Annotated in this window: 18 protein-coding genes and 1 pseudogene; 5 read left to right on the top strand and 14 right to left on the bottom strand. The window is 60.5% G+C overall.

Going from position 1 to position 17,912, the window contains the following annotated elements; all coding sequences use genetic code 11:
* Positions 1-2: 2 nt before the first annotated feature.
* Together ASD32_RS16915 and ASD32_RS16910 are read right to left on the bottom strand one after the other, a co-directional pair.
* Complete coding sequence (locus ASD32_RS16915; protein WP_060639208.1) at positions 3-395, bottom strand: type II toxin-antitoxin system VapC family toxin; 393 nt, start codon at positions 393-395, stop codon at positions 3-5.
* A complete protein-coding gene (locus ASD32_RS16910; RefSeq protein WP_060639207.1) occupies positions 392-655 on the bottom strand; it encodes a type II toxin-antitoxin system Phd/YefM family antitoxin in 264 nt (87 codons plus the stop codon). Before ASD32_RS16910 ends, ASD32_RS16915 begins: the two co-directional genes overlap by 4 nt.
* A gap of 57 nt (positions 656-712) precedes the next feature.
* Here ASD32_RS16910 and ASD32_RS16905 point away from each other — a divergent pair, with 57 nt between their 5' ends.
* Positions 713-1,312 (top strand): HutD family protein, encoded by a 600-nt coding sequence (locus tag ASD32_RS16905; RefSeq protein ID WP_244490188.1) that lies wholly within the window; start codon positions 713-715, stop codon positions 1,310-1,312.
* Between the two features lie 7 nt (positions 1,313-1,319).
* On the opposite strand, the gene ASD32_RS16900 is transcribed toward ASD32_RS16905, so the two are convergent.
* From ASD32_RS16900 to ASD32_RS16870, 7 genes are all read right to left on the bottom strand, one after another.
* Positions 1,320-2,258, bottom strand: coding sequence for an arginase family protein (locus ASD32_RS16900; RefSeq protein WP_060639206.1), 939 nt, complete (start codon positions 2,256-2,258; stop codon positions 1,320-1,322).
* A complete protein-coding gene (gene solA / locus ASD32_RS16895) occupies positions 2,255-3,412 on the bottom strand; it encodes an N-methyl-L-tryptophan oxidase (protein ID WP_060639205.1) in 1,158 nt (385 codons plus the stop codon). Before solA ends, ASD32_RS16900 begins: the two co-directional genes overlap by 4 nt.
* Positions 3,413-3,433: 21 nt before the next feature.
* Positions 3,434-4,927 (bottom strand): histidine ammonia-lyase, encoded by a 1,494-nt coding sequence (hutH, locus tag ASD32_RS16890; RefSeq protein WP_060639204.1) that lies wholly within the window; start codon positions 4,925-4,927, stop codon positions 3,434-3,436.
* Positions 4,928-4,929: 2 nt separating this feature from the next.
* Complete coding sequence (locus ASD32_RS16885; RefSeq protein WP_060639203.1) at positions 4,930-5,700, bottom strand: ATP-binding cassette domain-containing protein; 771 nt, start codon at positions 5,698-5,700, stop codon at positions 4,930-4,932.
* Positions 5,701-5,732: 32 nt separating this feature from the next.
* Positions 5,733-6,443 carry an ABC transporter permease subunit gene (locus tag ASD32_RS16880; protein WP_060639202.1) on the bottom strand — a complete coding sequence of 237 codons (711 nt, stop codon included), beginning with the start codon at positions 6,441-6,443 and terminating at the stop codon, positions 5,733-5,735.
* 15 nt (positions 6,444-6,458) lie between these two features.
* Entirely contained in the window at positions 6,459-7,181 is a 723-nt protein-coding gene (locus ASD32_RS16875) for an ABC transporter permease subunit (protein ID WP_060639201.1), read from the bottom strand.
* Positions 7,182-7,325: 144 nt separating this feature from the next.
* Entirely contained in the window at positions 7,326-8,165 is an 840-nt protein-coding gene (locus ASD32_RS16870) for a transporter substrate-binding domain-containing protein (RefSeq protein WP_060639200.1), read from the bottom strand.
* A 197-nt stretch (positions 8,166-8,362) separates the two neighbouring features.
* Here ASD32_RS16870 and hutC point away from each other — a divergent pair, with 197 nt between their 5' ends.
* Positions 8,363-9,130, top strand: coding sequence for a histidine utilization repressor (hutC, locus tag ASD32_RS16865; protein ID WP_060639199.1), 768 nt, complete (start codon positions 8,363-8,365; stop codon positions 9,128-9,130).
* Between the two features lie 54 nt (positions 9,131-9,184).
* Here the strand turns inward: hutC and ASD32_RS16860 are convergent, their stop codons facing one another.
* Entirely contained in the window at positions 9,185-9,784 is a 600-nt protein-coding gene (locus ASD32_RS16860) for a TetR/AcrR family transcriptional regulator (protein ID WP_060639198.1), read from the bottom strand.
* Positions 9,785-9,971: 187 nt separating this feature from the next.
* Between ASD32_RS16860 and ASD32_RS16855 the strand changes: the two genes are divergently transcribed.
* A complete protein-coding gene (locus ASD32_RS16855; RefSeq protein WP_060639197.1) occupies positions 9,972-11,192 on the top strand; it encodes an efflux RND transporter periplasmic adaptor subunit in 1,221 nt (406 codons plus the stop codon).
* A 40-nt stretch (positions 11,193-11,232) separates the two neighbouring features.
* Positions 11,233-14,463 (top strand): efflux RND transporter permease subunit, encoded by a 3,231-nt coding sequence (locus ASD32_RS16850; RefSeq protein ID WP_060639196.1) that lies wholly within the window; start codon positions 11,233-11,235, stop codon positions 14,461-14,463.
* Between the two features lie 84 nt (positions 14,464-14,547).
* Here ASD32_RS16850 and ASD32_RS16845 read toward each other — a convergent pair whose 3' ends face one another.
* The 4 genes and pseudogenes from ASD32_RS16845 to ASD32_RS16840 form a co-directional block, all read right to left on the bottom strand.
* Positions 14,548-16,335: a PAS domain-containing methyl-accepting chemotaxis protein gene (locus ASD32_RS16845; protein ID WP_060639195.1), complete on the bottom strand. Its 1,788-nt coding sequence runs from the start codon at positions 16,333-16,335 to the stop codon at positions 14,548-14,550.
* A complete protein-coding gene (locus ASD32_RS29625) occupies positions 16,304-16,450 on the bottom strand; it encodes a hypothetical protein (RefSeq protein ID WP_156383210.1) in 147 nt (48 codons plus the stop codon). The genes ASD32_RS16845 and ASD32_RS29625 overlap by 32 nt, the downstream gene beginning before the upstream one ends.
* Positions 16,451-16,815: 365 nt before the next feature.
* Complete coding sequence (locus ASD32_RS29620; RefSeq protein ID WP_162252674.1) at positions 16,816-16,965, bottom strand: hypothetical protein; 150 nt, start codon at positions 16,963-16,965, stop codon at positions 16,816-16,818.
* Between the two features lie 22 nt (positions 16,966-16,987).
* A pseudogene (locus tag ASD32_RS16840) lies at positions 16,988-17,173 on the bottom strand (GNAT family N-acetyltransferase); the annotation flags it as partial.
* A 190-nt stretch (positions 17,174-17,363) separates the two neighbouring features.
* Between ASD32_RS16840 and ASD32_RS16835 the strand changes: the two are divergent.
* Positions 17,364-17,615, top strand: coding sequence for a hypothetical protein (locus ASD32_RS16835; RefSeq protein WP_060639194.1), 252 nt, complete (start codon positions 17,364-17,366; stop codon positions 17,613-17,615).
* Positions 17,616-17,912 lie beyond the last annotated feature (297 nt).

Genomic DNA, 17,912 nt, shown 5'->3' with positions numbered 1-17,912 from the left:
CCTTAGTTCAGCGGATATTTCGGAAGTCCCGGATATCGTAGAACCATATCGTCAACCGTTATGAGAACGACCCCTTCGATGATCGCCTGAGCAATCAGGATGCGATCGAAGGGGTCCTTATGAAGCAGCGGCAGGCCAGCAATCGCGATTGCATGCTCGCTGTTGATCGGCAGTTCGATATACCCGTTTTCGAGAAGCCGATAACGCAGAACAAAAGGATCGGTGCGAAAATCGTCCCGCCCGAGACCGTGTTTTATGGCTATCTCCCAGATGCTGGCAGGACTGAACAGGAGATCGTTGCTGCCGTCTTCGATGAGCAGCCTGACGTCGTGCGGCAACAGGTTGATATCGCCCGCCGCCCAGATCAGGATATGTGTATCGAGCAAAAATCTCATCGATCTTTGAATTTATCGGGGTTGCCGTAGAACATCTCTTCGATTTCGTCTGCCATCATCCTATCAAAATCATGCGGCACAACGATTTCACCCTTCATGAACCCAATGCGGCGCTTCTTCGGCATTTCCGCCTCATCCAGTGGCACCAGCTTACCGATCGGCTTTCCGGCCTTGGCGATAATGAACGACTCGCCCTTGGAGACCTTCTCCATCAGGCGCGACAAATGTGTCTTTGCTTCGTGAATATTGACAGTTTCCATCATCGTCCTCCTTCGGACTTAGTCCACTAAACTTAGTCTACTCCGCAGAGGTTTACAATGCACGACCGACAAACGCCGCTTCACAGCCAGTTGCACATCCTGAAAGCCAGCAACCACCGCCGCATGCCGTGGAAAAACGGCGGCGGCGAGACGGTGGAGATTGCGGTCTTTCCGCCGGAAGCCGATCTCGCCGGCTTCGGTTGGCGCGTCAGCATGGCGACGGTGGCAAGCGATGGGCCGTTTTCCGTTTTCGCCGGAATAGACCGCACCCTGTCGATCCTTGAGGGGAAAGGCATGGAGCTCGACATCGCCGGAAGGCCCTCCACCCTGTTGACGCAGGCCTCCCACCCGCTGGCCTTCCCGGCCGACGCCCAGACATCCGCGCGGCTGGTATCGGGGCCGATCGTTGATCTCAACGTCATGACGCGCCGGGGGCAATGGACACATCAGGTCGAAAGGCGGGTTGTCGAAGGCCAGCATCATCTGGATGCCGAAGGCGGCGTCACGATGCTTCTTTCGCTCGGCAACATGCGGATCGACAGCCAGGGCCATGGCGAGGAACTCGGGCGTCTCGATTGCGCCATCCTTGAGGGCGTCGTGCTGATCACGTCCGACATGCCAACGGAGACGTACCTGATCCGCATCACCCCGGCTTAAAACAACTCTAGCGCCCGGTCTGGCGGGCCAGATTGCCCAGGACATGGCAGATCAACCGGCCAACGACCGTCGCGGTCATGGAGTTGACGTCGTTTGCCGGCTGAAACTCGACGATGGAGAAGCCGGCAAGCCTGCGCCCGGTCATGGCTGCGGCAATCAGATCGGTCACTTCCTCAAGCCACAGGCCTCCAGGCGACAAGGCGTTGATGCCGGGGCAGATCGATGGATCGAGCGCATCGACATCGATATGGATCAGCAGCGCGCCGTCACGCGGGATGGCATCGGCGATTTCGGCGACACCGCTTGCCCGCACCTGGCGCACCGTGACCAGCCGCGAACCCCAGGCTTTTGCCGCCTCGACCTCTTCCCGGCGCGCACTGCCGACGGCGCGAATGCCGACCTGAGTCATGGAGCGCACGAACGGCAGTTCGGAAGCCCGCCGCATCGTGCTGGAATAGCCGAGCGTCTCTTCACCGATCCGGTCGCGCCAATCGATATGCGCATCGATCTGCAGGATATGCAGGTCAACGGCATCCGCAAGACCGCGCATGAAAGGAATAGCGGCCGAATCGTCGCCGCCGATCAGGATCGGAACAGCGCCCGCTGCCCGGATATCCCGCGTTGCCGCCTCGATCGCCGCGCGGTTACCGGCATTGTCCTGCGGCTTCGTCTCGATATCGCCGAGATCCACCACATCCAGCCCACTATCGTTCAACAAAGGGCCGTCAAAATCGAAATCCCAGTGATCCACATGCACGGATGCTTCCGTGATCGCCCGGCGCACAGCATCAGGCGCTGATATGCCGGATATAGTCTGAACGGCATGCGGATAGGCGGTTCCGTGCACTGCGCCGAAAATCGCTGCCGAACCCGGCCGGGCCTGGCTCGCGGCCGGCAGGCCAAGGAAAGTCGCGGTCGCAGGTTTCAGCGTGTAAGTCATGCTCATGCCGCCCGCGCTGCCAGAAACCGGTCCATAGCGGCAAACGAGAAGGCCCCGATCGGCAGGTCCGTGCCGCCCTCCAGCGCCAGATCGGCAAGGATCTCGCCGACAACGCTGGTGAACTTGAACCCATGGCCTGAGCAGGGCGACGCCACGACGATGCGTTTGTCGCCCGGCAACAGGTCGAGCAGAAAATCCTCGCTCGGCAGCATCGTATAGCGGCAGGTGGTGGAGCGTACCCGCAGACCGGCAGCGGCCGGCAGCCGGCGCTTGATGAAGTTGTCGAGCAGATCCGTGTCTTTGCCGTTGACGGCCGGATTGGGCTGGTTCGGATCGATCGGCTCGCGGAAATGCGCATGACGGCCGACCTTGACGCCATCGACGCCGATCGCCGGAAAGCCAAAGAACGAACCGTTGTCGCCTTCGTCACGGATGAACACCGGCATGCGTTGCGGCATGGTGACGAAACCGTCGGCGGGCTGATACCAGGAGACCACCTGCTTGATCGGCACCGCGTGATCGCGCAGATCAGGCACCAGCTCGCCGATCCATGAGCCGGTCGCAACAATGACCTTGCTCGCATGATAACGCCCGGTCTGCGAAACGATGGCCACCCCGCCCTCACCCGGCTCGATCGCCGTCACCTTTTCGCCGAAATGCAAGGCCGCACCATCGGCAGCCGCAAGCTTCAGATGCCCCATCACAGCCGCTTCGGGCTTGAGATAACCACCCTGCGGATCGAGCAGTGCCACCTCGTCTTCATCGAGAGAAAACACCGGGAAGCGGCGGCGCATTTCGCCGGGATCAAGGGTTTCGAGCGGCAGGTTGTGCAGCGCGCAGCTCTTCTTCGTGCCGCTGACGATCTTGCTGTCGGGTTTGCCGATCTGCAGCACGCCGGTAATCGTCAAAATATCCTCGCGCAGCCGCGCTTCGAGCGCGCGCCAATTGGCATAGGCACGCTGCAGCAGCGGCACATAGGACGGGTCCTCGAAATAACCAAGCCTAATCAACCGGCTATCGCCATGCGACGAGCTCAGCGCGTGTGCCGGATAATAGGCGTCTATGCCGATCACCTTTGCACCACGGGCGGCCAGATGCGCGATCGCAGCACTGCCCATGGCGCCAAGGCCGATAACGGCAACGTCGAAATGGGCGGTCATGGCAAGATCCTTTCGGGAGTTTCAGATATGGGGAGGCGGCGATTGCAAGAGCAGGTCGCGGGCCTTTTCCAGATCCCAGCCGAGCGGCCGGTCGTCGGCATAGGTTGGCATATTCGCGCGGATATGACGATAGAGCACGTCGGTTCCCTGAGCACGCGGCGCCACATCGGCCTTGAAATCCTGCGCCTGCGCGGCAGCGGCAAATTCGATGCCGAGGATCTGCTCGGCATTGTCGATCACGGCAAGCAGCTTGTTGGCCGCAGCTGTCGGATGCCCGAGAAAATCCTCCTGCAGCGCCGACGTGATGCCGCCATCCAGGCTTGCCGGAGCGCCGAGACGGCGGTTTTCCGCCGCAAGGGCCGCTGCCGTATATTGCGCGATCATGAAGCCGGACCCGGCGCCCGGATCGGCGGCGAGAAAGGCCGGAAGACCGCTCACCAGCGGATTGACGAGACGGTCAATCCGGCGCTCGCTCATCATCGAAATCTGGGCAATGGCGATGGCGAGACTATCCAGCGCCTGGCCGAGCGCCGGCGCCACGGCATGCGCCTCGGAGGACACCACCGGTGTCTCCGGCGTGCCGGACACCGCCGGATTGTCCGTCACGGAGGCCAGTTCCTGATCGACGACCATTCCGGCGAAATCAAGCACATCCCACCCCGCGCCATGGGCGTGCGGAACCGAACGAAGGCTTAAGGCATCCTGCGTGCGCGCACCTTTCGCTGCCTCGATCAGACCACTACCGGCGAGACGCGCGCGCAAAGTGCTGCCGACCTTCTCGATCCCCTTGGATTTGCGAAGGGCGAGCACGTCAGCGTCAAAGGCGGTCATCTGACCGCCGAGCGCCTCGATCGTCAGCGCTGCGATGGCATCGGCCCAGACCAGAAGCCGTTCAGCCCGCGCGAGCGCCACGGCCCCGAGCCCGGTAGAACAGGCCGTGCCATTGACGAGGCTCAGGCCTTCCTTTGCCTGCAAAACCAGCGGCGCGGCGCCAAGCGCTTCCAAAGCCTGCGCACCGGATACCGGAACGCCCTTCAGCCGCGCCCTGCCCTCGCCGATCAATACCAGCGCAATATGGGCATTATGGCTGAGATAGCCGGCCGAACCCTTGGACGGCACGTCGGGAATGCAATCTTCGCGCAGAAAGACCTGCAGCAGGTCCACGATCACTGGCCGCACGCCGGAATGACCGTGGGAAAAATTGGCGATCTGGGCGGCGATGATGGCGCGAACTTCCCGCGCCTCCAGAAGCGGGCCGACGCCACAGGCATGGCTCAAAATGATGTTGCGCGACAGACGGCTCTGCGAGGGACGATCGACCACCGTATCGGCAAGCGCCCCGACGCCGGTATTCACCCCATAGGCCCGCACGCCGCTTTCGACGATCGCCGACACAATGCGGCTTGCTGTTTCGATCCGCGTCCTGGCCGCTTCGGAAAGCGACAGCGTTGCACCATCGGCAACCGCAGCCACGGCACGCCAGCCGGGTGCCGTGTCGAGTACGATGTCCTGCACGCTCAGCCTCCGAAATTGCCGATGAACTGGCGGAAGCTCGGCGAACCACCGGAACCGAAAAGCTCTTCCGGCGCGCCGTCGCTGTCGATCTCGCCGGATTTCATGAAGATCACCCGGTTGGAAACATTGCGGGCGAAGCTCATTTCATGGGTGACGACCAGCATGGTCATGCCCTCTTCGGCCAGCGAACGCATGACGCGCAGCACTTCCCCGACCAGTTCCGGATCAAGCGCCGAGGTTGGCTCGTCGAACAGCATCACCTTCGGCCGCATTGCCAATGAGCGGGCAATCGCCGCGCGCTGCTGCTGGCCGCCGGAAAGATGGGCCGGATAGGCATGGCGCTTTTCTGCAATCCCCACCTTTTCCAAAAGCGCCTCAGCTTCCGCAATACATTCGGCGCGCGGGCGCTTCAGCACATGAACCGGTCCCTCGATGACATTCTCAAGGATGGTCATATGGGACCAGAGATTGAACGACTGGAACACCATGCCGAGTTCGGAGCGGATCCGGTCCACCTGCCGGCGGTTGGCGGGGACATTCTTTCCCCCGCGCTGCTGCATCTGGATAAGCTCGCCATCGACGGAAATCTCGCCGTGATCGGCAATTTCGAGAAGATTGATACAGCGCAGGAAGGTCGATTTGCCGGAGCCGCTGGCGCCGAGCAGCGAGATGACATCGCCATCGCGGGCCTCGAGCGAGATGCCGCGCAGCACTTCATGCGTGCCGAAACTCTTGCGGATGTTGCGGACGGAAAGCCGGGTCGTGCCTGCCATGGTCGTTCCAGTCTGGTTAAGGGTCGCGGCGTTCATCGTTGCGGCACCGGGAAAAGAGGAGCAGCGCGGCGATGCGGGGTCAGCTTGTATTCAAGCAGCGCCATCGCCTGCAGGATGATGAAGTTGAGGATGAGATAGATGGCGGCGGCACAGAGGAAGACTTCCATCGTGCGGTAGGTCTGCGAGATCAGCCGCTGCGCCACACCGGTCACCTCCCAGACGGTGACGAGGCTGGCAAGCGCTGTCGATTTCACCATCATCACCACCTCCGTCGAATAGGCCGGCAGCGCATGGCGGAAGGCGATCGGGGCGAGGATACGGCGGGTCAACAGAAAGCCGGACATGCCGATGGAGCGCGCCGCCTCAATCTCCTTGGCCGGAATGGCCCGAAGCCCGAAGCGAAAAATTTCGGCGGAATAACCGGCCGTGCAAAGCGCCAGCGACAGGACGGCGCAGACGAAGGGCTCGCGCAGCGCCGGCCACAGGAAACTGTAGCGGATGAAGCCGAACTGGCCGAGGCCATAGAAGATCAGGAACATCTGGATCAAAAGCGGCGAGCCGCGGAACACGAAGATATAGCCCTTGGCAAAGTTGCGGGCGGCGGCATTGCCGCTGACGCGCATCCAGACGATCAAAAGTGCCAGAAGCCCGCCGAAGATGACGGAAAGGGAAAACAGCGCCAGCGTCATCGGCAGAGCGGCCAGCAGCGTTTTCATGGTCTCGAACATGAAGGCGATGTCCATCGCGCGTCTCCTTGATCAGGCCTGGCCGAGGCTGGTCGGCATGCTGCGATTGGCGCGCTTCTCGGCACTGTTGAAAATGCGGTCCGAGAAGCTGGTGAGGATCAGATAGAGGCATCCCCCGACAATGAAGAACAGGAAATGCTGGCGGGTGGAGCCGGCCGCGACCTGGCTGGTGCGCATCAAATCGGCAAGGCCGGTGACCGAGACCAGCGCCGAGTCCTTGAGGCTGAGCTGCCAGACATTGCCGATACCCGGAATGGCAAAACGGAAGACTTGCGGGCCGATGATGCGGCGAAAACGCAGCCTGCGGTTCATGCCGATCGCCTGCGCCGCCTCCAGTTCCCCCTTGGGGATGGCCAGATAGGCGCCGCGAAACACTTCCGCCTGATAGGCGCCGGAGATGACGCCGACCGCCAGCGCACCGGCCGCAAAGGAGGGCAGCCCCAGGAAGCCCTCATATCCCATCGCCGTGCCGATGGCGGTGACGGCGCTCGAGCCGCCGAAATAGACGAGATAGATGATCAACAGCTCGGGAACGCCCCGGAACACCGTGGTGTAGATGCCGCCGATCGTGCGCATGACCCGGCTTCCCGACAGCTTCGCCCAGGCAATGAGCGAGCCCAAGATAGCGCCGATCAACAGAGCAACGGCGGTGACGCAGAGCGTCATGAGCGCCGCAACGAGCAGCAGCCCGCCCCAGCCGGTGGGGCCAAAACCGATCATTTGAAGTAAAGCCATGCCGCAGGCATCCCGTCGTTCCCGGCAAGGCCGGATTCCCGATCTTCAGGTGGATATGGAAGGCCGCGCCTCCTGAAGAGAGCGGCCTGCCGCAGCAAGTGTGCCCGCCGCAGGCAAAATAGCAAGCGGCGGACAGACTTGAGATCAGGGCGTGACGTCGGTCTTGAACCACTTCATCGACAGGGTCTTGATCGTGCCATCGTCGAGAGCAGCCTGGATCGCCTTGCTCAGCATGTCGCGCAGGTCGGTATCGGCCTGGCGCACGCCAAGGCCTTCGCCGCTGCCGAAGATCGTGCCGCCGATTTCAGGACCGGTGAAGCCGAGCGTTCCATTGGACTTGTCAAACGCCGAGATCAAGTAGACGGCGTCATCGAAGACGAGATCGATACGGCCGGTTTCCAGATCAAGATCGCGCTCCGCACCGGTCTTGTATTCACGAACGGTGGCGATATCGCCGAAATTGTCATAGACGAACTTGGAATAGACGGTGGCGGCCTGGATACCGATGGTCTTGCCGGCAAAGGCGGCCTTCATCGCTTCGACTTCCTTGACGCCGGTCGCGCCCGGATCGAGCTTCACGACCGTGCCGGTACCTGCGGCATTGGCCAGCGGACCATCCTTGAGCGTCGCAAAAGCCGCATGCGTATGGGCATAGGGAATGGTGAAGTCGATGATCTTCTTGCGTTCTTCGGTGATCGACAGGGCGTCCATGATCACATCGAACTTGCCGGCGTTAAGCGCCGGGATCATGCCATCCCAGTCGGAGGCAACCAATGTGCATTCGACCTTCATGTGGTCGCAGAGATATTTCGCCAGTTCCGGCTCGAAACCGCCGAGCGTGCCGTCCGGATTGGTGAGATTCCACGGCGCATAGGCGCCTTCAAGCGTGATGGTCACGGTCTTCCAGTCCTTGGCCTGAGCCATCGGAGCGGCAAGCGTTGCAAATGCGACGGCGCCAGCCATCAGAAATTTTGACAGGTTCATGTTCACGTTCCTCTGAGGTTTATCTTCAACAACGTCCGCCGATCTGCGCCGGCTTTACACATAACTGATGGAAATCAAGACGCGAAAAATGCCCCTGAACATCCATGTTGTATATGGTACCATATGCTAATTTTTATGGTATGCAAGTGGGCGGCCGCATTTGAATGCAAAATTAATTCCGCCCAAGGAATAAGCATATGAAACGAAGCAACGACCAGAACGCTCCGTTAAAATGGGTGACCAGCGACAATGACGGGTCGCCGCTTTATGCCGGCGTCAAGCAGATGATCCTGGACCGGATCCAGAGCGGCGAATGGCCGCCGAAACACCGGGTCCCGTCGGAAAACGAACTGGTGGCGGAACTGGGCGTCAGCAAGATGACGGCCAACCGGGCGCTGCGGGAGTTGGCAAGCGAAGGCGAACTTGTGCGCATCCAAGGCGTCGGCTCCTTTGTTGCCGAGCGCAAAGGCTATTCCGAACTGTTCGAAGTGCGCAACATCGCCGAGGAAATCGATGAGCGGGGCCATACGCATCAGGCCACGGTCGTCGTTCTGGCGCAGGAAACCGCGGCACCCGACGTTGCCGATGCGCTTGGGTTACCGATCGGCGCGCCCGTGTTTCACTCGTTGATCGTGCACAGCGAAAACGGCGTTCCGGTCCAGATCGAAGACCGCTTCGTCAACCCGGAAGCAGCGCCCGGCTACCTGGAGCAAGATTTTACAGTGCAGACACCGAACGCCTATCTGACGGCGGAAGCACCTTTGAGCGGCTCCGAACATATCGTCGAAGCGGCCATGCCGCAGCCATGGGAATGCAAGCTTCTGGTGATCCTGCGCACAGAGCCCTGCCTGCTCATCCGGCGGCGCACATGGTCGTCCAAACGCGTCGTTTCCTTTGCCCGGCTGGTCTATCCCGGCAACCGCTACCGGCTGGAATCGCGCAGTGGAAAGATGGCGGACGAGTGATCGCGCCGGTACGACACTGGCAAAGTTGTATATGGAACTCGGCAAGCTTCTGATTCAGCTCTCAGCCGCGACCGTTTCGGGCCAGAACTGCAAGGCCATATCGATGACACGGTAGAGCGCCTGACGGTCGGCGCCGGATGCTGCCTGGATGGCGGTCCCCTGCGAAATCGTCATGATGTAGCGGGCGAGGTCATAGGGCTCGTGCCCGGCGGGCAGATCGCCCTCTTTCAGCGCACGCTCGAACCGCCGGCCGAGATCGCGCTCGCCGCGCTGACGGTTTTCGATCAGGCATTTCTGGATTTCGGCGGCCGCCTCGCTGCAGGCGAGCGCGCCATTGATGCCGAGACAGCCGCTCGGACCGGTTTCGGCGGTCTGCGAATCGGCAAACCCTCTCAGGATTTTCCAGGCGACATCGCGCGCCTTCGGTTCCTTCAGGGCTTCATGGAAGAAATTCATCTTGGTGCGCTCGTAACGCTCCAGCGCCTTGAGGAAGAGACCTTCCTTATTGCCGAAGACACCGTAGAGGCTCGGCTTGGTAATGCCCATGCCTTCCGTCAGGTCGGTGAGAGACGTGCCTTCGTAGCCCTTTCGCCAGAACAGCTCCATCGCCGTTTCCAAGGCATCATCGACATCAAACTCTCTTGGCCGTCCCATGGGGTGGGGCCCTCCCGAATTTTTTTATACCGATCGGTACATAATTCGATTGACAGTGATCGGTTTCAGAACCTATTTCTATACCGAACGGTATTGAACGTCAATGCAACCCTTGCCCAAATCCTTCGCCTCCCACGATGGACCACAGGCAGCCCACACTCCGGGGCAGAAATTCAGGATAGCCGCCATGTCATTCGGAAGTTTCAAGACCAAGCTCATCACCACCGGCCTCGTACTGGCAGTCGCCACCATTTCGCCGACAATCTATTTCGATCTGCTGGGAAGCCCGGCCGGCAGCGGCAACGCGGCCGATGCCTCGACCGCAGCGCCGCCTGCCATCCCCGTCTCCGTCGCAGTCGTCGAGGCAAAGTCCGTCACGCAATGGAGCGAATTCTCCGGCCGCCTCGAAGCCGTCGATCATGTCGAGCTGCGCTCGCGCGTTGCCGGCGCCATCCAGTCGGTGCATTTCCAGGAAGGCGCGATCGTCAATAAGGGCGACCTGCTCGTCACGATCGATCCAGCCCCCTACCAGGCCGAGGTTGCCCGCGCGCAAGCGAGCGTCACCGCAGCCGAAGCCCGCGCCTCGTTGGCGCGCGTCGAACTGAAGCGTGGCAAGCAATTGCTGGCCTCCAATGCCGTGTCGCAGAGCGAGGTTGATCAGCGCATGAACGGTCTGGCCAGTGCCGAAGCGGATGTGGGTGCTGCCCGCGCCGTGCTGCAATCGGCAGCGCTCAATCTCGGATATACCGAGATCCGCGCTCCGATCACCGGCCGCGTCGGCAAGATCGAGATCACCGCAGGCAACCTGATCGCCGCTGGCCCGTCCTCGCCGATCCTGACCCGCCTGGTGTCGCTGAGCCCGATCTATGCAAGCTTCGAAGCCGATGAGCGGATCGTGTCCAGCATTCTTGCCGAGCTGCCGGAAGGCGTCAACGCCCGCAACTTCATCGACCGCGTGCCGGTGCGCATGGATGTTGCAGGCTCCTCTGTTGTCAGCGGCAAGCTCCAGCTGGTGGATAACAGCGTCGATCCGCAGAGCGGCACGATCCGTGTGCGCGCCGTGTTCGACAATGCCAATGGCGCCTTGATGCCGGGTCAGTTTGCCCGGCTGAGCATGGGCCAGGCCAAGTCCGAGGACGCAGTCCTGGTGCATGAACGGGCCATCGGCACCGACCAGAACAAGAAATACGTCATGGTCGTCAAGCCGGACAACACCACCGAATACCGCGAAATCACCGTCGGCATGAAATCCGATGGCCTGCGGGTGGTGACGGCCGGCCTGAAAGCTGAGGAACGCATCGTCGTCAACGGCCTGCAGCGCATCCGCCCCGGCGCGCTGGTGGCCCCGGAAATGGTCTCCATGAAACCGGAAGCCGATCCCCAGCAGCAAGCCTCGATAACCAACTAAGCCTTTTTCCGGCATCTCAGCACAAGGGCGGATCACGCCAATGAATATCTCCAGATTCTTTATCGATCGCCCGGTTTTCGCGGGCGTTCTGTCCTTCATCATCTTCCTTGGCGGCCTGATCGCAATGACGATCCTGCCGATCTCGGAATATCCCGATGTGGTGCCGCCGCAGATCGTCGTTCGCGCCAACTATCCGGGCGCGAACCCGAAAGTCATTGCCGAGACCGTGGCGACGCCACTGGAGGAATCGATCAATGGCGTCGAGGACATGCTCTATATGAGCAGCCAGGCGACGACCGACGGTCTGATGACGCTGACCGTCACCTTCAAGCTCGGCACCGACCCCGACCAGGCGCAGCAGCTTGTCCAGAACCGTGTCGGCCAGGCCGAACCGCGGCTACCGGAAGAAGTGCGCCGCCTCGGCATCACCACCATCAAGAGTTCTCCCGACCTGATGATGGTGGTGCATCTGACCTCGCCCGAAGGCCGCTATGACATGACCTATCTGCGCAACTACGCGCTGATCAACGTCAAGGACAGGCTCGCCCGCATCGACGGCGTCGGCCAGGTCCAGCTGTTCGGGTCCGGCGACTATTCGATGCGCATCTGGCTCGATCCGCAGAAGATGGCGCAACTCGGTCTCTCCGCCTCCGATATCGTCAATGAAATCCGCGCCCAGAACGTCCAGGCCGCTGCCGGTGTCATCGGCTCCTCGCCCAACGCGCAAGGGGTCGATCTGCAGCTTTCGGTGAATGCCCAGGGCCGCCTGCAAAGCGAGGAAGAGTTCGGCGAGATCATCATCAAGACGAGCCCGACCGGTGCCATCACCCGCCTGCGCGACGTGTCCCGTATTGAGCTTGGTTCGGCCGAATATTCGCTGCGCTCGCTGCTCAACAACAAGCAGGCCGTCGCAATTCCCGTCTTCCAGGCCCCCGGCTCGAACGCGATCGAGATCGCCGACCAGGTCCGCACCACCATGGAAGAGATCAAGGCATCGATGCCGCAGGATGTCGATTACGAGATCGTCTATGACACGACCCAGTTCGTGCGCGCCTCCATCGAGGCCGTCATCCATACGCTGCTCGAAGCCATCGCTCTCGTCGTCATCGTCGTCATCATCTTCCTGCAGACCTGGCGCGCCTCGATCATTCCGCTGATCGCCGTTCCCGTCTCCATCATCGGCACCTTCGCCGTGATGCAGATGCTCGGCTTCTCGATCAACGCGCTCAGCCTGTTCGGCCTCGTTCTCGCCATCGGTATCGTCGTCGATGACGCGATCGTGGTCGTGGAAAATGTCGAGCGCAACATCGAGGATGGGCTTTCGCCGCGCGAGGCGACCTACAAAGCCATGACCGAAGTGTCCGGCCCGATCATCGCGATCGCGCTGGTTCTCGTCGCCGTCTTCGTGCCGCTGGCGTTCATCTCAGGCCTCACCGGCCAGTTCTACAAGCAGTTCGCCCTGACGATCGCCATCTCGACCGTCATCTCGGCCTTCAACTCGCTCACCCTGTCCCCGGCGCTCGCTGCCCTGCTTCTGCGTGGCCATGACGCGCCGAAGGATCGCTTGACCCGGATCATGGACTTCCTGTTCGGCTGGTTCTTCCGTGGCTTCAACGCTGTCTTTTCGCGCGGCTCGCGGGCCTATAGCTCCGGCGTCAAGGGCGTGATCTCGCGCAAGACCTTGATGATGGGCGTCTATCTGCTGCTCGTCGGCGCCACCGTGTTCTTCTTCAAGGCGGTGCCGCCCGGTTTCGTGCCGCCGCAGGACAAGCAATATCTGGTCGGCTTCACCCAGCTGCCGGATGGTGCCTCGCTCGACCGCACCGAAGAGGTCATCCGCCGCATCAGCGATATCTCGCTCAAGGTTCCCGGCGTCGAAAGCGCCATCGCCTTTCCGGGCCTGTCGATCAACGGCTTCACCAACTCGTCCAATGCCGGCATCGTCTTCCTGTCGCTGAAACCTTTCGAGGAACGCACGACGCCGGACCTTTCGGCCGGCGCAATCGCCGGACGGCTGAACCAGGAACTCGGCGTCATCAAGGAATCCTTCAGCGCCATCTTCCCACCACCGCCCGTCCAGGGTCTCGGTGCCATCGGCGGCTTCAAGTTGCAGCTGGAGGACAAGGCCGGACTTGGTTATGAGGCGCTCGACGCAGCCGTGAAGGGTTTCATGGCGAAGGCCTATACGACACCTGAACTGGTCGGCATGTTTTCCAGCTACCAGGTCAACGTCCCGCAGCTCTATGCCGACGTCGATCGGGCGAAGGCCCGCCAGCTGAACGTTCCGCTGACGGAAATCTTCAACACGCTGCAGATCTATCTGGGCTCGGTCTATGTCAACGACTTCAACAAGTTCGGAAGAACCTATTCCGTGCGTGTGCAGGCCGATGCCAATTACCGCGCCCAGGCGGAAGACATCGGCAAGCTGGAAGTCCGCTCCAGCTCTGGGGAAATGATCCCGCTTTCGGCGGTTCTCAATGTCACCTCGAGTGCAGGCCCCGAACGCGCCATGCGCTATAACGGCTTCCTCGCCGCCGATATCAACGGCAATACGGCACCCGGCTATTCGTCCGGCCAGGCCCGTGCTGCCATCGAGCGGATCGCGGCGGAAACACTGCCCGCTGGCGTGACGTTCGAATGGACCGAGCTGACCTACCAGGAGATCATTGCCGGCAATACCGGTATCCTGATCTTCCCGCTGTCGATCCTGCTCGTCTTCCTGGTGCTGGCAGCCCAGTATGAAAGCCTGACGCTGCCGCTGTCGATCATCATGATCATCCCGATGGCGCTTCTGGCCGCACTCGCCGGGGTCTGGCTGACGGGAGGCGACAACAATGTCTTCACGCAGATCGGTCTGATCGTGCTCGTCGGATTGTCGGCCAAGAACGCCATCCTGATCGTGGAATTTGCCCGCGAGCTTGAGTTCGAAGGCGCGACCCCGTTCGAAGCCGTCATCAAGGCAAGCCGCCTGCGGTTGCGCCCGATCCTGATGACCTCGATGGCCTTCATCATGGGTGTCGTACCGTTGGTGATCTCGACCGGCGCCGGTGCGGAAATGCGCCATGCCATGGGTGTTGCGGTGTTCTCCGGCATGATTGGCGTGACGCTGTTCGGCCTGTTCCTTACCCCGGTCTTCTACACACTGGTGCGCGCCATGACCGGAAACCGGCCACTGAAGAAAAGCGGTCATCATGCCACGCCCACAGAAACGGCCTCGGTGACGCAATTGCACAGCCAGCCGCTTCTTCCAGGGCTCGAAGCCGCCGAATAAACGGCTCAGGATCCCGGTCCAAACAACGCAAAAACGGCGCCGCAACCAGCGGCGCCGTTTTCATTTCATCCGGTACCGGCCGCCTTAAAACTCTTCCCAATTATCCTGTGCTGCGGCAGCGCTGCCGGAAAAGGCGCGGATCACCTGTCCTGCCATCCTGCGCGCCGGCGATGCGACCGGCCTATGATGATGTCCCGCATCGACCGGCCGGGCTCCGCTCGCCTGCTGCCCGACGCGGAACTGGCTCAGCAACTGGAACAGCGCCTCGGCCTCGCGTGCAAGACCATGGCTGGCCGCAGTGGACTGTTCCACCATGGCTGCATTTTGCTGCGTGCCCTGATCCATGGCATTGACCGCATGGTTGATCTCTTTCAGACCCGTCGCCTGCTCTCGTGCGCCTTCCACGATGGCGACAACGTTGCTGTTGATCTCCTGAACCTGCTTGACGATCTCTTCCAGCGCCTTGCCGGTCTGCCCGACCAGCGAGACGCCGCTCTTGACCTGCTCGCCGGATGTATTGATCAGCGCCTTGATCTCCTTGGCCGCCTTGGCCGAACGCTGGGCCAGTTCACGCACTTCCTGGGCAACGACGGCAAAACCCTTGCCGGCATCCCCAGCGCGCGCCGCCTCCACGCCAGCGTTCAGCGCCAGGAGATTGGTCTGGAAGGCGATATCGTCGATGACGCCGATGATGTTGGAAATTTCGCGCGACGAGTTTTCGATCTGCCCCATGGCCGTGATGGCATTGCGCACCACCGCTCCGGAGCGCTCGGCATTGTCGCGTGTGGCGGCCACCAGATGGCCGGCCTCCTCTGCCCTACGGCTGGAATCGGCGACGGTCGTGGTGATCTGTTCCAGCGCTGCAGCGGTTTCCTCGACGGATGCCGCCTGCTGTTCGGTGCGCTTCGACAGGTCATCGGCAGCAGACCGGATTTCCGTCGAACCGGCGGCAATCGCCTCGGCATTGGTGCCGACAGAGTGCATGGCCAGCCGCAACTTCTCCACCGCATCGTTAAAATCGTGGCGCACCTTTTCCATGGTCGGTACAAAGGGCTTGTCGAGATTCTGGGTGAGATCGCCGTCCGACAGACCCTTCAGGGCCTTTGCCAGCGTGCCGACAGCGCCCATGCGCTCCGTCACATCCGTTGCAAACTTGACGACCTTGCAGACCTTTCCCTTGTCATCGATGATCGGATTATAGGCCGCCTGGATCCAGATCTCCTTGCCGCCCTTGCCGAAGCGCAGGAATTCATTGGCGGTGAACTCACCGCGTCCGAGCCGCTCCCAGAACTGCCGGTATTCCTCCGTCTGCACATAGGCGGGATCGCAGAACATCCGGTGATGCCGCCCCTGAATTTCCTGCAGCTGGTACCCCAGCGCGCCGCAGAAATTCTCGTTGGCGGTGAGAATTTCACCTGTGGGGGTGAATTCGATCACCGCCTGCGAACGCGAGACCGCATTCAGCTTGCCGGCGTCCTCCATGGCTTTCTGCCGGACCACCGTGATATCGGTTGCAAACTTCACCACCTTGTAGGGCTTGCCGCCGCGCAACACCGGATTGTAGGAGGCTTCGATCCAGATTTCCCGCCCGCTCTTGGTGAAGCGCTTATACTGCTGCCGGTCGAATTCGCCGCGGCCGAGCCGGGCCCAGAACTCCCGGTATTCGACGCTGTTGGCCTCCGCCGGTTCAACGAAAATCCGGTGATGCTTGCCCTTGATCTCCGGCAGCTCATAGCCCAGCGCCGCGCAGAAATTGGCATTGGCGTTGAGGATATTGCCGCTGAGGTCGAATTCGATGATCGCCTGCGACTTGTGCATCGCAGCCAGAATAGCTGCGGTGTCACCGCCAAAACGCGGAAAAAGCCTGCTCATACAACGCCTCCTTCAGGCAATGTTTCATGCGCCATTTCGGCGCAACAATAGGCGCACGCACCGGCCGGTCCGGGCCGCTGATGTCACGTTTTACGTCCGTATCTGTCTTGACCATGGAGCCTGGCTCTGGCGAGCGCCGCTCATCCGAAAGGACGTGGGCGAGCCGGTCAGGTTTTTTGGAAAAAGGCCATGCCGGTCTTCCCGGCTTGTGCATCCAGCATCATGCTCGAACATTCAAAAGTTCGAATGCACACTGCAACTATTGGTATAATACCTAAAATAATGATTAAGAATTGGCGCAATTTTTGATCATATATAATTCTAAATATTCGCTCGATTTACGCTGAATTTTCGAACTCGACCTCAGCTTATCAATTTGATTTTACTGATATTTTTACATGAACGCACCGTAAAAAACTGGGTGTCTCTTACTGAGAGGCCGTTACATATCGGCCAACGCAATCCGACGACTGGATCAACCTACATCAAAAATACAACCATTAATTGATTCCAGGTTTCATCATTTTGATCCGCCCGCAACAGCAGATGTTTTGCAACCAGCGGCACAGGAGCGCGTGCGAAAAACGACGAATTCCTGGTTTCGAGGTGATGGTCTGCCCTTGCCACCATCGTCATTTCCTCCGGAAAAATCCTATTCGGCACTCATCAGCATGTCGGCAAAGACGCCGGGTGCCGAATTCGGGATCTCCGTCGCGCCGACTGTGCGCTCAGAAAAGCCCGATGGCCCGACATCGCCGATGATCGCGTAGCCGTATCCCATCACTTTACGATCATGCAGGCTCGCCAGAAGCAGAGCATGGCCGATCCGTTCGCCACGCGCTGCCCCACAGGCGTTAAACCTCCGAATTGCCCACATCCCAGGATCAAACGCCCACCGCCGGAGGCAGCGCAAATTTACCTTAAGTTAAGAAATCGTTAATTCTACCACTTATAGCCGTGACTTCTCTGCGGCTTCAGCGCAAATTGCAGGACAGAATAGTGTGCGAAGATAAACGGGGAGCGCGATCGTGACGAATCTGCAGATTGCGGCGCTTGTTTACGGTGCTATCACCCTCGTTTATCTCATACCCACCTACATTGAAGGCGAGAGGGCTGGCGGCCAATGGTCGGCCCACCGCGTCGCGGGCCTGATCTTCTGCCTCGTCTGGCCGCTGCTAACACTGGTTTTCATACTGAAGATGATGGCGGGCGCGTCCAAGGCCGAATTCGTGCTTGTCGATCCCACAGCGGCGATACGCACAAACCCACCTCGCGATTGAGCGGCCGCACCGGCCGGCATCATTTTCAGGATTGGTTAAGCATGCCGGCGCGAGGAAGCGCCTGCCCAAGGCGCTCCTGAGATTCGCAAAAATCCACCCAAGATTGCAAAACATTGGAAAGCGGCGTCAGACACCCGTCGAACCATATCGCCTGTAACGGGCATGAGTTCGAAGCTCAAACCGTATCCGAATAGGAGAAAACACCAGCTTTCCATTGGTTAAATCTTTAATAAAAGGCGGAAATTATTCTTAGAGATATCTTAACTGTGAGATCAAATATCGGATTTTACTTCTGAA

The organism is Rhizobium sp. Root483D2, assembly GCF_001426685.1.
In the GTDB taxonomy this organism is placed as follows: domain Bacteria; phylum Pseudomonadota; class Alphaproteobacteria; order Rhizobiales; family Rhizobiaceae; genus Pararhizobium; species Pararhizobium qamdonense.
This window is presented reverse-complemented; position numbering and strand designations above follow the sequence as displayed.